Consider the following 15,094-nt stretch of genomic DNA (forward strand, 5'->3'; position numbering starts at 1 on the left):
TTAGCGATGTCCGTACACGCGCGGGCGGGTGTAATAATCAATCAGGGGAACAGTGATATTTGCCAGCAACACGGCAAAGGCCACGCCATCAGGATAACCGCCAAAACTGCGTATCAACCACACTAACAGGCCAGCAAGCGCGCCAAAAATCAGACGACCACGGTTGGTTGTTGATGCCGTAACGGGATCGGTAAGAATAAAGAACGCACCTAACATCGTCGCGCCGGAAAGCAAGTGCAACTGAGGCGATGCCAGTGAGTCTGGCGAGAAAATCCAGCCCAAAGTGGCACAAACGGCGAGTGACAGCAGAAAGCTAACCGGAATATGCCAGCGAATCGCTTTTTGCCATAACAGCACGATGCCACCAACCAGCCAGGCAAGGTTCACCCACTGCCAGCCAGCGCCTGCCAGCATGCCGCTGTAGATCGGGTATTGCATCACCTGCTCAACGGTACGTCCTGCATGCAGGGATGTCTTAAAGGTATCAAGAGGCGTTGCCTGACTGATACCATCGATGCCCATACGCAGCGAATTCATATCCCCGCCGCTGGCGGTATGTCCGTTAAAGATAACGTTCAGGGCGTCAAGGAATCCAGGCACCGTAGCCGCAATTTCATGCGGCGGCAGCCAACTGGTCATCTGTACTGGAAATGAGATGAGCAGCACGACATAACCAATCATGGCAGGGTTAAACGGGTTCTGTCCGAGCCCGCCATACAGCTGTTTCGCAATGATAACCGCAAATACCGTGCCTAATATCACCATCCACCAGGGAGCGAGGGGCGGAATACTGACGGCCAATAGCAACCCGGTGAGTAACGCAGAGTTGTCTTTTAAAATTGGCACAATGGGTTGTTTACGTAGTTTAAGCACACCCGCTTCGGCAGCAATAGCGCTGATGGACGCGAGAACGATCTGGAACAACGTGCCCCAGCCAAAGAACCACAGCTGAGCAGCGATCCCCGGTAATGCAGCAAGTAATACCAGCATCATAATACGCGATGTCTGGCGCTGGTTATGGGTATAAGGGGAGCTTGCTATTCTGAATACCATTTATTCCTCGTTTACAACCTGCTGCTGTGCGGCTTTCTTTGCCTGAGCGCGTGCGATAGCGGCCGCGACGGCGGCTTTACGCGGATCAACCGGTTCGGCTGTTTCTGTTACCGCCTGCTGCTCCAGCTTGCGGGCTTTGGCACGGGCGATTGCCGCTTCGACGGCGGCTTTACGCGGATCAACCGGTTCGGCTGTTTCAGCTACCGCCTGCTGCTCGAGCTTGCGGGCTTTGGCGCGGGCGATTGCTGCTTCGACGGCGGCTTTACGCGGATCAGCCGGTTCGGCCGTTTCCGTTACCTGTTCTTGCTCAAGTTTGCGGGCTTTTGCGCGGGCAATTGCCGCTTCCACGGCAGCTTTACGTGGATCAGCCGGTTCGGCCGTTTCCGTTACCTTGTTCTTGTTCAAGTTTGCGGGCTTTGGCGCGGGCAATTGCCGCTTCCACGGCCGCTTTACGTGGATCTGTATCCGTACTGCTGCCTTCACTTTGCGGCGGATTTTCCATACGGGAAGCACGAGCTTGCACCTTACGCGCCTCGCGTGCGGCAATCACTGCGCTATTGTCAGGTTTTTCGCCTGCCTGAATTACCACTGGCTGCAGCGCCTGAGCCTGCTTTTCTTTTACACGAGCCAGCGCGGCGGCAATGGCATCATGATCTTTGGCCGCCGGCTGAGCAGCGGCGCTCTTATGGCGCTCAAGACGTGCTGCTTTTTCACGTTCAAGGCGCGCCTGGCGGGCTTCAAACCGAGCTTTCGCTTCAGCGGCTCGTTTTTCTTCCTGGCTAATGGCGTAAATCTCGGCTTTTTCCTGACGGAAATATTGCACCAGCGGAATATTGCTTGGGCATACCCAGGCGCAGGCACCGCACTCAATGCAGTCAGCGATATTGTGGGCCGTTGCCTTGTCGTGCTGTTGCCCTTTACTGAACCAGTAAAGCTGTTGTGGCAGGAGATCCGCCGGACAGGCATCGGCGCATGCGCTACAGCGAATGCAGCCTTTCTCTTCCGGCGTTTCACCCATTTCACTGGCAGAGGGTGCCAGAAGACAGTTGGTTATCTTCACCACCGGGACATCCAGCCACGGCAGCGTAAAGCCCATCAGCGGCCCGCCCATAATCACCATCTGGTCGGCGGAAGGGCAGAATCCCGCATCGTTGAGCAGATGACGAACCGGCGTGCCTAAACGCGCCCAGACGTTGCCCGGACGGCTGACGGCTTCACCGGTAAGCGTAACGACACGTTCGGTGATCGGTTCTCCATCAATTACTGCACGTTTAATTGCATAGGCGGTTCCGACGTTTTGCATCAACACGCCGATATCTGAGGAGCGTCCACCGTGGGGAACCTGCTTGCCGGTCAGGATTTGTGTTAACTGCTTGGCCCCGCCGGACGGGTACTTGGTGGGGATCACGCGTAAGCTAATATCGTGTGAATCAGCCAGCACCGCGCGCAGCATAGAAATCGCCTGCGGTTTGTTATCTTCGATACCCAGGAGGATCTCGCGTGGCTGAAGAATGTGCGCCAGGATGCGGATCCCTTCGACGACCTGCGCCGCGCAGTCCTGCATCAGGCGGTCATCTGCCGTAATGTAAGGTTCGCATTCGGCGGCGTTAATGATTAGCGTTTCAATTTTATCTCCACCGCCCTGCAGTTTAACGCCGGTGGGAAAACCCGCGCCACCCAGTCCGGCGACGCCGAACTGATGAATACGCGCAATAAGCTCTTCCCGGCTGTGGGAGCGGTAATCGGTCCAGCAGTCTCGCTCAATCCAGCGATCTTCGCCATCGGCGTCTATGATGACGCTCAACTCAGCCAGTGCCGAAGGATGCGCGGTGGAGTGCGGGGCAATGGCAACAACGGTGCCTGATGTTGGTGCATGGACTGGAAGCATTTTGCCACGTCCGCGGGTTAATGCCTGACCACGCAGCACGGTGTCACCCACGTTTACGCACAGTTCACCCTCCGCACCAATATGTTGTTTCAGCGGAATAACGAAACGCGGTGCCAGCGGAACCTGTCGCAACGGCGTTCCGTTTGACTGGGTTTTCATTTCTGGTGGATGAATGCCGCCATCAAAGTCCCAGATTTTATTTTTTCTGAATGCAGAGAATAACTTAAACATGTTGTTCCACAGGAATGATGCGCACAGGGATGGTGTTTAAATCCCATTTCCAGCTATCGGGTGTCTCGGCTACCGGGCGTAATTCAATACATTGCGTCGGGCACGGGTCAACGCACAGGTTGCACCCGGTGCAGAGATCGCTCATTACCGTGTGCATGGCGCGGGTCGCGCCCACGATCGCATCGACCGGGCAGGCCTGAATACACTTAGTGCACCCAATACAGTTATTTTCATCAATGACCGCCAGCATACGCACCGGCGTAACGTCTTGTTCATCGCCATCAATAGGTTGCGGGTCGACGTTCAGCAGGGCGGCAATTTTTAACATCACCGCTTCGCCACCGGGGGCGCAACGGTTAATTTTTTCACCCTGAGAGCCTATCGCTTCAGCGTAAGGATGACAGCCCGGATAGCCGCACTGTCCACACTGGCTTTGCGGGAGAATTTCATCAATTTTCTCCACGACCGGATCATCTTCAACGGCAAAACGTCGTGAGGCGTACCCCAAAATAGCGCCGAACGCCAGACCCAGTAGACTCACTGCGGCAACGGCAATCCAGATAGCATTCATTACAACTTCACCAAACCACTAAAGCCCATAAAGGCCAATGACATTAAACCAGCAGTAATCAGCGCAATCGCATTGCCGCGAAACGGCGCTGGGACGTCCGCCACGGCGAGGCGTTCGCGGATCGCGGCGAACAGTACCATCACCAGCGAGAAGCCGACGGCGGCGGAAAAACCGTATAGCGCCGACTGTAAAAAATTATGGCCGAGGTTGATGTTCAGTAGCGCCACACCTAACACTGCGCAGTTAGTGGTGATCAGCGGTAGGAAGATCCCCAGCAGGCGGTACAGCGCAGGGCTGGTTTTGCGCACAACCATTTCGGTAAACTGCACGACGACGGCGATAACCAGAATAAAAGCTAGCGTGCGCAGATAGATGAGATTGAGCGGGATTAGGATCCAGGTATCAATCAGCCATGCGCAAATGGAGGCCAGCGTCATGACAAACGTCGTGGCAAGGCCCATACCCATTGCGGTTTCCAGTTTTTTGGAAACACCCATAAATGGGCAGAGGCCCAGAAACTTGACCAGTACAAAGTTATTGACCAGTACAGTTCCGACAAACAGCAGCAGGTAATCAGTCATTTTTCGGCCTGAAATAAAAAAGCCGCCTATTATCTGACAATCTACAACAGGCGACAACAGGTTAACTGTAGGGTTATTACGGGTTCACAAACGTCGATTTAACGCGCTGCGATCGTTTGAAATAGGGCACCAACAGTGCTGCAGCCAGTAATGGGAACAGCAGTTGGCGCACGGCAAAAGCGTCTGGGACGGGTGAAAACGCAAACGCTTTAATCGCCAGCAACACGGAGATCAGCAGCCACAGAATGTAATGCTTAGGCACACAGGCTCTGCGTTTGAAAAACGCAATCGTCAGCCACAGTGTGTAATACCACATGGCGATCGCGGTAATAAAGGAGACGCCCCATAACAGCAAATTGGCCGTACTTTGCTCACCCAGCGTTTTGAAGGTTTGTGGTGTAGCCAGCGCAGTGACATAAAGTAATAACGCCAGCGAAGCGCTCAACAACGCGACTAACAGCCAGGCCAGTGGCCCAAGTAGCCAGCCTCCGATACGTTGTGCCGGTGTGGTAGTCATCTCTTCTCCAGGTTTACGCGCGCAATCAATCATGCCATTCATTTTGGGGCAATTATTATAAAGCTTTTAACGTTGAGCGCTACTTTCTTCTTTATTGCACGTAATGCCAGACTGATTTAGGTACCTGACCGATATCAAACAGGCGGCCACCGGAGATAAGCTCCGCACGGCGATGGTCAGCGGCACGGTACATATTGATAATGTCGCTATCGTCGGTGAGCGTGTAGTTCAGATGGTCGAACAGTTTTTCCAGACTTTCGAGTGAACTGATTTTGCGGAATTTTAATAAGTAATCCTGAACGGTCATAAATGCAGATCCATATTAATAAAATAATACCAACGGAGTAGAAAATATAAAAATAAACAACGAGCACAGGTAAAAGCGGATTTACGTGCAAATGTAAGAAGAGTGTTCATACCTGTGAAAAAGCAGGCGCTATGCGCGTCTGCGGCAAGGGTAACGCGCATAGCGATCGCTGGCAATATGCAGCGGAGCGGGATGCGGCATAATTCGCTTTTTTTGACAGAAAGCGATCTTTTACCGGCAAACCCTGCAACTACCAATGTTAATTGCCGGGCAATATAAGGCTGCGGATGATTATTTCTTCTGCACTGCCGCAACGGGCTCTGGTGGCTGGTAATTGTCAATATGATTGGCAACACCCAGCAGGATCACGGAGACGGCGAGAACAATCCAACCTGTTAATTCAATAAGACGATTCATTACTGATGACATTTGCTTTGATTTATCCATAAACACAGGCTGCAAATGTTACTAATCTATCATTAATACAGCAAGATGATTGGGAACGATTTCTACCTCTTTTTCGCTGCAAGTTAAGCATAAGTGGCATATGTTTGACTTAAGTTAAAAAACAACCTTTGTAGCACAAAGGTTATTAAACTATTGAGACGTTGCAAGGTATGGTGTGAAATAGGTTAGTCCTGAATTGAGAGGCAATAACATGAGTGACAACATCCGCGTTGGGCTAATTGGCTATGGTTATGCCAGCAAAACCTTCCACGCCCCCCTGATTGTGGGTACGCCGGGCCTGGAACTGGTTGCGGTTTCCAGTAGTGATGAAGCAAAAGTGAAGGCAGACTGGCCTACGGTGGCGGTTGTTGCTGAGCCTAAGCATCTTTTTAACGATCCAAATATCGACCTGATTGTGATCCCCACGCCTAATGACACACACTTTCCGTTAGCGAAAGCTGCGCTGGAAGCGGGCAAACATGTGGTTGTTGATAAGCCTTTTACTGTGACACTGTCACAAGCTCGTGAGCTGGATGCGCTGGCGCGCAGCCTCGGGCGCGTGTTGTCTGTGTTCCATAACCGTCGCTGGGACAGTGATTTTCTAACGCTGAAAGCTCTGCTGGCGGATGGTGTTTTGGGTGAGGTGGCGTATTTCGAATCCCATTTCGATCGTTTCCGCCCGCAGGTTCGTGACCGTTGGCGTGAACAGGGCGGTCCGGGAAGCGGTATCTGGTACGATTTAGCACCGCATCTTTTGGATCAGGCGATAAACCTGTTTGGTTTGCCTGTCAGCCTGACGGTAGACCTGGCCCAGCTGCGTCCGGGCGCGCAGGCGACGGATTACTTCCATGCCATCCTGACGTATCCGCAACGTCGTGTGATCCTGCATGGCACCATGCTCGCTGCCGCAGAATCGGCCCGTTATATTGTGCACGGATCGCGTGGCAGCTATGTGAAGTATGGTCTTGACCCGCAGGAAGAGCGTCTGAAAAATGGCGAGCGACTGCCACAGGAAGACTGGGGTTATGATATGCGTGATGGCGTATTGACGCGAGTAGAAGGCGAAGAGCAGGTTGAAGAAACCTGGCTTACCGTACCGGGCAACTATCCGGCGTACTATGCTGGTATTCGTGATGCGCTAAACGGTAACGGTGAAAACCCGGTACCAGCGAGACAGGCTATCCAAATTATGGAGCTGATTGAGCTGGGTATCGAATCCGCGAAACATCGTTCGACGCTGTGCCTTGCTTGATTGGGCTAATGCCGGATGGAGATGCTCAGGCGTTTTATCCGGCCTACAATGAAAACCAACGCAGGCCGGATAAGCGTTAGCGCCATCCGGCACTTTACCTGTTACGCTGCGGCGACTTTTTCGCGCAGTGTACGTTTCTCTTCGTTACTCAGGAATGCCATTTCCAGACCGTTGATTTGCGCCTGGCGGATTTGTTCGCGCGTTAGGCCTGCCGCTGGTGCGGCAATGGTGTACTCGTGAATGATATCCACGCCCTGAACAGCCGGGTCGTCCGTGTTCAAACTGGCGATAACGCCATGCTCAAGGAACGTTTTCAGCGGATGGTTCGCTAGTGAGGCAACGGTGCTGGTCTGAATATTTGATGTCAGGCAGGATTCGATGCCGATACGGTGCTCGGCGAGGTAATCCATCAACGCACGATCTTCAACGGCTTTAACGCCGTGACCAATACGCTCAGCGCCCAGCTCTTTAATGGCCTGCCAGATGCTTTCTGGTCCCGCGGCTTCGCCCGCATGTACGGTAATACGCCAGCCGGCATCGCGTGCCTGGTTGAAATGGGACAGGAACAGACTGCCCGGGAACCCCAGTTCGTCACCGGCCAGGTCCAGTGCCGTAATATGGTCTCGGTGGGCTAACAGTGCATCCAGTTCCTGCAAGCAGGCGGCTTCGCCAAAAGTACGACTCATAATGCCAATTAAGCGTGCTTCGACGCCAAAGGTCTTGCAGCCCTCGCGTACGCCGGCGATGACGGCTTCAACCGCACCTGCAACCGGGAGCTGATGCGCCATCGCCATATAGCCTGGAGAAAAACGTAATTCTACATAGTGCAGACCGTTACGTGCTGCATCTTCAATATTCTCAAATGCCACGCGACGACAGGCATCCAGCGAGGCCAGTACCTTCACGCCCCAGTCGAGCTTGGATAAAAAGCTCACTAAATCTGGCTCAGTTGATGTGACTTGTACATGAGGGATCAGAGTTTCCAACGTTTGTGCCGGAAGTGTTAAATTGAATTGACGACCCAGATCCAGGATCGTTTGTGCACGGATGTTACCATCAAGGTGGCGATGGACGTCGGTCAGGGGGAGGGAAGTATCAATCATGGTCGCACTCGTGTATTTAGGTAAAGTGCGTCGTATTATAAGAAAAAATCGGGATAAAAATCTATGTTGCGCAATGAATAATTTCATTGCGCAAATTTTATTAGCGTACAGAACGTATGCCGTTAATCAACCCCTGAACGCCTTTTTCAAGTTTGGATCGTGGACATCCGGCATTGAGGCGCACAAAACCGCGTCCTTCTTCTCCGTATGTGTATCCGGGCATGATGGCAACTTTCTGCTGGTGGATGAGTGCATCTTGCAGTGCATGGTCATCAATTTTGAGCGGGCGGAGGTCAATCCATGCCAGATAGGTGGATTGCGGTACCTGCCAGTTGAGTTCGGGGAAGGCGGTATTAAGCTCACGGGCAACGTAATGCAGATTACTGGCAAGATATTCGCGCAGCGCATCAAGCCAACTTGCGCCCTGTTGATAAGCGGCAATATGGGCGCTAAGCGCCAGCACCGCAGGTGAGGAAAGGCCATCGCGGCCTTTTAACGCGCTGAGGTAATCGTTGCGGCTTTGCGCATCCTCAATGATTCCGTAAGCCCCGGTTAATGCCGGAATATTAAAACTCTTTGAGCCGGAGGTGAGTAGCGCCCAGCTGTCGCGTGCGACGTTGCTCCACGGAATGTGTGGCTGGTCTCCCCATACCATATCCATATGGATCTCATCGGAGATGACTTTTACACCGTGGCGTTGGCACAGCTCTGCCATGGTTTCCAGTTCATCGCGCGTCCACACTTTACCCGTTGGGTTTTGCGGACTGCAAAGCAGAAGAATTTTACTTTCAGGCCGGGACAGCGCTTTTTCCAGCGCAACCATGTCGCAAACCCAGCCGTCAGCGCGCTTTTCAAGTCCGACAGCGCATACCTGGCGCTGATTACCTTCAATCGCTTTGTAAAACGCGTCGTACGCCGGTGTATGAATTACCACCGCATCACCCGCAGAAGACCACTGGCGGATCAGCTCCGACACCATATAGATGACCGAGGGGCCATAAACCAGCGACTGAGGGTCGATTTGGGTATTATGACGCGTAAGAAACCAATGACTAATTGCCGCCAGAAATTCATCATTTTTCCAGCGGCTGTAACCCAGCACGCCATGTGACAGGCGCTGAGTCAGCGCCTCCAGAATGCAAGGTGCGGTGGCAAAATCCATATCGGAGATGGTGAACGGCAGCAGGTCGGCTGAACCAAAACGGTCGGCAACGTAATCCCACTGGGTACACCAGGTACCGTGCCTGTCCACCACCTTTGAAAAATCAAACATACTGTTGTCCTTATGCCTGTACGGTGTTCATCAGAACGGCGATCTCGTCTTTCACTGACTGGACCTGCGGACCAATAACGACCTGAAGGTTATGCTGATTGAGTTGTACTACGCCAATGGCGCGATTGTCCTTCAGCGCTTGTACGTTAACAAGCGACATATCTTTCACTGACAAGCGCAGACGGGTAATGCAGTTATCCAGACTGACAATGTTTTCCGCACCGCCCAGCGCCGCCAGAATGGCAGGAACGTTGTAACCGGATTTACCCGGTGCTCCCGCCATGACTTTTTCGATATTGCTGGCAATTTCGACGTCACGACCCGGGGTCTTCAGATTGAAGCGTGTGATGGCGAAACGGAAGATCACGTAGTACACAGCAAACCAGATCGCCGCCACAACAGGGACCAGATACCATTTGGTAGAGAGTCCGTGCAGGATGCCGAATACCACAAAGTCAATCAGGTTACCGTCCGTGTTACCGATGGTGACGCCTAACACTGCCATCACGGTGAAACCAAGACCGGTCAGCAGGGCGTGGATCACATACAGAACTGGGGCAACGAACAGGAATAAGAACTCGAGGGGTTCGGTTGTACCGCCGATCACGCAGGCAATGAGGCCAGAAATTAATAATCCTTTAATTTTATGACGATTTTCAGGGCGAGCGCAGTGGTACATCGCGAGCGCAGCCCCCGGCAAACCGCCGAGGAATGCCGGCATTTTACCCTGCGACAGGAAGCGGGTTGCGCTTTCAGAGAAGCCTTGAGTTGTCGGGCAGCTCAACTGAGCCTGGAAAATAGTCAGTGCGCCGCTCACGCTGTGACCGCAGACTTCCTGCGTGCCGCCAGCCTCGGTGAAGCGAATGAGCGCCACCAGAATATGATGCAGACCAAAGGGCAGCAGCAGACGTTCACCGGTACCAAACAGCATTGGACCAAATTCGCCCGCGCTGTTGATGATGTGGCCGAGCCCGTTAATGCCCATGGCGAAAACCGGCCAAACCAGGGGAATAACCAGGCCGACCAGTCCCATCACCACTGAAGAGATAATTGGCACAAAACGTGTACCGCCGAAGAAGGCCAGTGCATCCGGCAGGCGGATGTTGTGGAAACGTTCATGCAGCATCCAGACGATGATCCCGGCAATTACAGCGCCTAGGATCCCGGTGTCGATCGACTGGATCCCCAGGATATTCTGCACGTTGTTGGCTTTCAGGATCGCGGCATCTGTGGTAGGTAAGATACCTTTCGCGGTTAACCAGAAGTTGACGGCAAGGTTCATCACCGCATAACCAACAAAACCGGCAAACGCCGCTACGCCTTTGTTCTCGCGAGCAAGACCGAGAGGTATGGCAATACAGAACATCACCGGTAAGAAACTAAACGCAAATGAGCCTACTTTGCTCATCCAGGTAAAAATAGCCTGCAGTACCGGATTACCCAATGCCGGGATCAGCGTTAAGACATCATGACTACTTAACGAGCTGCCGATCCCTAACATGATCCCGCAGAATGAGAGCAGAGCCACGGGCAGCATAAAGGTTTTGCCCAACTGCTGGAAAAATTCCCATAACGTTATTTTTGGTGTGGTTCTCGTCGTCATCAAACGACTCCTCGTAAAAGCTGGCTGACTAATGATGGCGAGAAGATAAAACGTTTTACCTAATTTTAGTGCGGTATAAATCACATTATCGAACGATAATAGAGCGTATAAATATAAGTGATTGATAAAACGTTTTATCCGTCACGTTATCAGGGAGTTTTCCGTTTTTATGGCTATAGCCAAAAAAATAACCATCCATGATGTTGCGCTGGCCGCGGGTGTTTCGGTTAGTACCGTCTCATTGGTGCTCAGTGGAAAAGGCCGTATTTCATCCGCGACCGGCGAACGGGTGAATGCCGCTATCGAGCAACTGGGGTTTGTGCGTAATCGCCAGGCATCAGCGCTGCGTGGTGGGCAGAGCGGGGTAATTGGTTTGATCGTGCGTGATCTCTCCACCCCGTTTTACGCCGAGTTGACGGCAGGTCTGACGGAAGCATTAGAAGCGCAGGGGCGCATGGTATTTTTATTACATGGCGGCAAAGATGGCGAACAGCTGGCGCAGCGTTTCGCTATGCTGCTTAATCAAGGGGTTGATGGTGTGGTGATCGCCGGGGCTGCGGGCAGTAGCGACGACCTGCAACAACTGGCCGCCGATAAGGGGATTCCGGTGGTGTTTGCGTCTCGGGCCAGCTACCTGGATGACGTTGACACCGTCAGGCCTGACAACATGCAGGCAGCGCAATTGCTGGTTGAACATCTGATACGCCATGGGCATCAGCGAATCGCGTGGTTGGGGGGGCAGAGTTCTTCATTGACCCGCGCGGAGCGTGTCGGCGGCTATTGTACGACGTTGCTAAAGTATGGTTTACCGTTTCATAGCGACTGGGTGCTGGAGTGTTCATCCAGCCAAAAGCAGGCCGCAGAAGAGGTGACCGCGCTGTTACGTCGCAACCCAACGATCAGCGCAGTGGTATGCTACAACGAAACCATAGCCGCTGGTGCCTGGTTTGGCCTGATGAGAGCAGGGCGTCAGAGTGGTGAAATTGGCGTAGATCGCTACTTCGAACAGCAGATCTCGTTAGCCGGATTTGCCGATGTAGCGGAAAATGCACTGGACGATATCCCCATTATTTGGGCCTGCACGCCCGCGCGTGAAATGGGATATACCCTTGCTGAGCGCATGCTACAGCGCATTGGGCACGATGATGGTCACTCGCGTAACCTGACGCTTTCCGCCCGGCTGGTGGTGGCAAAATAAAAAAGGCCCGATAAGCACACGGTTATCGGACCTGTTGTCACGCGTATTTACTGTTGCGGGATAGCCGGGGCATCCGGTTCGCCGAGAGAAGGCATAGCGAACATGCCAACAAACTCATCGAGCGACATTTTTTGTCCGTTTAACGTTACCTGGCCGTTTGCGTATTGCAGGCTGGAACCGATGACGTTGTCCTGCATCGTTGTAATACGGAACATCTGACCCATTGCCGCCAGGCCATTCACCTGTTGCTTCGCCAGATCGGCCGCTTGTTCCTGCTGATAACCTTCAATTTTGGCAATCTGCGTCATGAACTCAGTCGCCATATCGACCGGAATCGTCAGTTTAGCATCCAGTGATTTGACCGAACGATCCACTTCCTGAGCCAGCGTTTGTGGTTCCTCAGTATTCGCTGTCGGATCTTTTAGCAGCAGTGACAGATTAAATGCGGTTTCACCTTTTGCATTTTTCCAGCTCAGTGGGGCAATGGTGATAGCCGGCTCGCCTTTCATCAGAATCGGCAGCGCATTGAAGAAGGCTTCAGTGACTTTTTGCTGATAAAGCTCAGGATTTTGTACCACATCAATCTGCGCCATCAGTGCCTTGGTTTGGGCACTATATTGCTGACTGAACTGGTGTAGTGCTTCACCGTCAATCTGGCCAACTTTCAGCGTCAGTTTACCGCTACCCATATCCTGACCCTGCAATTTCAGACTGTTCAGTGTGTAATCCAACTGGCTGTTGACAGTTTTACCGTCGTTGATCAGATCGGATTTACCATCAATACCCATACCTTCCAGAACCGCCAACTCTTTATCTTCGACGGAAATCGACAGTTTATCGAGTGATAATTTCTGGTCGCCGATGCGCTCACCAAAGCTGGCAATACTGCTGGAACCCTCAGTTTTCAGGTTATTGAAAGTCATCTGTACTTTCTGGTCATACTCGTTGACCGCGTTGACCACGCCGCTTTGCGCATTGCCTGTCAGCGAGACAGCGTTACCTTCTTTGTCTGCTGTAAACTGGAATTCCCCGCCGCTGAAGGCTACTTTTTCGTCGCCTTTCTCATAGTTCAGTGGTTTGAGGGAGAGATCGGAACGGGTATCGCCGCTGTAGCCGATACGGGAGTTAATGACAAATGGCGACTCACCTTTGGCAATATCAAACAGCGGTTTGGTAACGTCGTTATTGACCAGCGTCGTTTTCACGGAGGCCATAGCCGGGACCAGATTCAGTGATTTCAGTTGGGCCAGCGGGAATGGACCGTGATCGACGGTTTCATTCAGGACGATACTTTGCCCCGGTTTTAGCCAGGAATCTGCCTGCCCGGCGATGGGTTTCACCACCATTTGCAGTTGGCTATTGAACACCCCGCGCTGGTAGTTTTGATAACTCAGTTCAATACCCGCCTCAGGGGAGAAACGTTTTAACTGATCGTTTGCCTGCGTCACCATCTCGGCGAGATGCGTTTCAAGTTTCTTACCTGTGTACCAGGCACCGCCCGTCCAGACGATACCCAGCGCAACCACCACACCCGCAGCTACCAGCGATTTTTTCATTTCGATATCCATAAAATAAAACCAGGCGTTTGAAGACGCCTGGAGGAGTGACATGTCTTTAACTCACTACAGCTTAGCAAGAGTTGTTAAAAATATCAGTATCTTGCTATAGCTTGTTATAAACTCGTGCTAAACGACCTGCGCCACTGATGTTAACCGGCGATTCATTCGCGCCAATAAAGGCCGATTCACCCGGTAGCAGCACCAGGCGTTGCTCACCTTTGCTCAGTACAGCTTCACCCTCTATGCAGAACAAAATGGCTGCACTTTGCTGGCTGATATCTGCACCATTGGTAGTAAGGTCATGCAGGGAGAACGCAAAATCGTCAACCGGGATCGGGAAGTCCAGTTCACCATCAGATTCAACCGGCGTGGTCAGTAACTGGTTTGCAGGCTTGGCGACAAACTTCACGTTGGCGACCAGTTCCGGGATATCAATATATTTTGGCGTCAGTCCGGCACGCAGCACGTTGTCCGAGTTAGCCATCACCTCAAGCGCCACACCTTGCAGGTAAGCGTGCGGGGTTTCGGCAAATAAGAACATAGCCTCGCCTGGATTGAGTTTCACCACATTGAGCAGCAGCGGGGAGAAGAGCCCACTGTCGTTCGGGTAGACGTCGGCGATCAGACGGATGGTTTGCCAGGGGTCTCCCTGCTGGCTGTTCAGCGCCGATTTCAGGATCGCCAACGCATGGGATTTCTCCTCATCCTGCATATTCAGCAAGCTGGCGAAAAGATAGCTCAGACGTTCCGCACTCGGCTCTTCCAGGAAATGCGCAATAGCCGGATGTGCGGCGGAAACGGGTTGTAACAATGCAACAATGTCTGAGAACTCGCGGAATGCGTTCATCGCCAGGAAAGGCGTCAAAGCAAATACCAGTTCTGGTTTGTGGTTAGGATCTTTGTAGTTGCGCTCGGCCGCATCCATCGGGATCCCCGCGGCGTTTTCTTTGGCAAATCCAATTTCAGAGTTGTGCTTGTTAGGATGAACCTGAATCGAAAGCGGTTGAGCAGCGCAGAGCACTTTAAACAGGAAGGGCAGTTCACCAAAACGTTGCGCAACGGCATCGCCCAGCAGCGCGGATTTATCGTGCTCGATAACGTCGCGCAGAGCAACCGTCTGACCGTCAGCGCCGAGAACCTGCGAACTGCTTTTCGGATGCGCACCCATCCACAGCTCAGCCATCGGTTGCTGAGTGGGGTTGGCAATGCCATAGAGTTCCGTTAACGCCGTTTTACTTCCCCAGGCGTAGTTCTGCACTGAGTTGATGAGTTTTTGCATTATCAAGCCTTGTTTCAATGTTGAATTTTCTACGGCTATTAAACCAAGAAACCCTGAGGGAAGTAACCTGCACATGTAAAAAGTCGTACTTGTCTCAGTTTTTGTTAAAAAAATGTGTAGGATATGGTGACTCGCTTTTAATACCCTGAGTAATTCCGGTTGCAGAAAGCTCTTCCTTCTACAACCGGATCTGCGGCAGGGAAGCAGGGCAATGGAACATCTGCCCAGAGAA

General features: G+C 52.5%; 13 protein-coding genes and 1 pseudogene. 2 read left to right on the forward strand and 12 right to left on the reverse strand.

What is annotated here, in order from left to right; genetic code table 11:
* The 7 genes and pseudogenes from rsxD to blr form a co-directional block, all read right to left on the reverse strand.
* The gene (gene rsxD, locus BZK41_RS08125) at positions 1 to 1,053 is read right to left on the reverse strand and encodes an electron transport complex subunit RsxD (protein WP_079937817.1); all 1,053 of its coding nucleotides are present in this window, start codon (positions 1,051 to 1,053) and stop codon (positions 1 to 3) included.
* Positions 1,054 to 3,172, reverse strand: a pseudogene (gene rsxC, locus BZK41_RS08130) (electron transport complex subunit RsxC).
* Positions 3,165 to 3,743 carry an electron transport complex subunit RsxB gene (rsxB, locus tag BZK41_RS08135; RefSeq protein WP_032943340.1) on the reverse strand — a complete coding sequence of 193 codons (579 nt, stop codon included), beginning with the start codon at positions 3,741 to 3,743 and terminating at the stop codon, positions 3,165 to 3,167. Before rsxB ends, rsxC begins: the two are co-directional and overlap by 8 nt.
* Positions 3,743 to 4,324, reverse strand: coding sequence for an electron transport complex subunit RsxA (rsxA, locus tag BZK41_RS08140; protein WP_003029144.1), 582 nt, complete (start codon positions 4,322 to 4,324; stop codon positions 3,743 to 3,745). Before rsxA ends, rsxB begins: the two co-directional genes overlap by 1 nt.
* A 76-nt stretch (positions 4,325 to 4,400) precedes the next feature.
* Positions 4,401 to 4,841, reverse strand: coding sequence for a DUF2569 domain-containing protein (locus tag BZK41_RS08145; protein ID WP_020996422.1), 441 nt, complete (start codon positions 4,839 to 4,841; stop codon positions 4,401 to 4,403).
* A gap of 91 nt (positions 4,842 to 4,932) precedes the next feature.
* Positions 4,933 to 5,148: a transcription modulator YdgT gene (gene ydgT, locus BZK41_RS08150; RefSeq protein WP_079937818.1), complete on the reverse strand. Its 216-nt coding sequence runs from the start codon at positions 5,146 to 5,148 to the stop codon at positions 4,933 to 4,935.
* A gap of 291 nt (positions 5,149 to 5,439) precedes the next feature.
* Positions 5,440 to 5,565, reverse strand: a complete 126-nt coding sequence (blr, locus tag BZK41_RS08155) for a division septum protein Blr (protein WP_003029134.1) — start codon at positions 5,563 to 5,565, stop codon at positions 5,440 to 5,442.
* Positions 5,566 to 5,806: 241 nt separating this feature from the next.
* On the opposite strand from blr, the gene BZK41_RS08160 reads away from it, so the two are divergent.
* Entirely contained in the window at positions 5,807 to 6,847 is a 1,041-nt protein-coding gene (locus BZK41_RS08160) for an oxidoreductase (protein WP_079937819.1), read from the forward strand.
* A gap of 101 nt (positions 6,848 to 6,948) precedes the next feature.
* Here BZK41_RS08160 and add read toward each other — a convergent pair whose 3' ends face one another.
* From add to malX, 3 genes are all read right to left on the reverse strand, one after another.
* A complete protein-coding gene (gene add, locus BZK41_RS08165; protein ID WP_079937820.1) occupies positions 6,949 to 7,950 on the reverse strand; it encodes an adenosine deaminase in 1,002 nt (333 codons plus the stop codon).
* A gap of 100 nt (positions 7,951 to 8,050) precedes the next feature.
* Entirely contained in the window at positions 8,051 to 9,223 is a 1,173-nt protein-coding gene (locus BZK41_RS08170) for a MalY/PatB family protein (RefSeq protein WP_079937821.1), read from the reverse strand.
* A 10-nt stretch (positions 9,224 to 9,233) separates the two neighbouring features.
* Positions 9,234 to 10,826 carry a maltose/glucose-specific PTS transporter subunit IIBC gene (malX, locus tag BZK41_RS08175; protein WP_048226592.1) on the reverse strand — a complete coding sequence of 531 codons (1,593 nt, stop codon included), beginning with the start codon at positions 10,824 to 10,826 and terminating at the stop codon, positions 9,234 to 9,236.
* 169 nt (positions 10,827 to 10,995) lie between these two features.
* Here malX and BZK41_RS08180 point away from each other — a divergent pair, with 169 nt between their 5' ends.
* Entirely contained in the window at positions 10,996 to 12,024 is a 1,029-nt protein-coding gene (locus tag BZK41_RS08180) for a Mal regulon transcriptional regulator MalI (protein WP_079937822.1), read from the forward strand.
* A 47-nt stretch (positions 12,025 to 12,071) separates the two neighbouring features.
* Here the strand turns inward: BZK41_RS08180 and BZK41_RS08185 are convergent, their stop codons facing one another.
* On the reverse strand, positions 12,072 to 13,580 hold the full coding sequence (locus tag BZK41_RS08185; protein WP_079937913.1) for a YdgA family protein: 1,509 nt from the start codon (positions 13,578 to 13,580) through the stop codon (positions 12,072 to 12,074).
* 106 nt (positions 13,581 to 13,686) lie between these two features.
* Positions 13,687 to 14,862 carry a mannose-6-phosphate isomerase gene (gene manA / locus BZK41_RS08190; RefSeq protein ID WP_079937823.1) on the reverse strand — a complete coding sequence of 392 codons (1,176 nt, stop codon included), beginning with the start codon at positions 14,860 to 14,862 and terminating at the stop codon, positions 13,687 to 13,689.
* Between the last annotated feature and the right edge of the window lie 232 nt (positions 14,863 to 15,094).

The organism is Citrobacter sp. A316, assembly GCF_002042945.1.
Lineage (GTDB): Bacteria > Pseudomonadota > Gammaproteobacteria > Enterobacterales > Enterobacteriaceae > Citrobacter > Citrobacter portucalensis.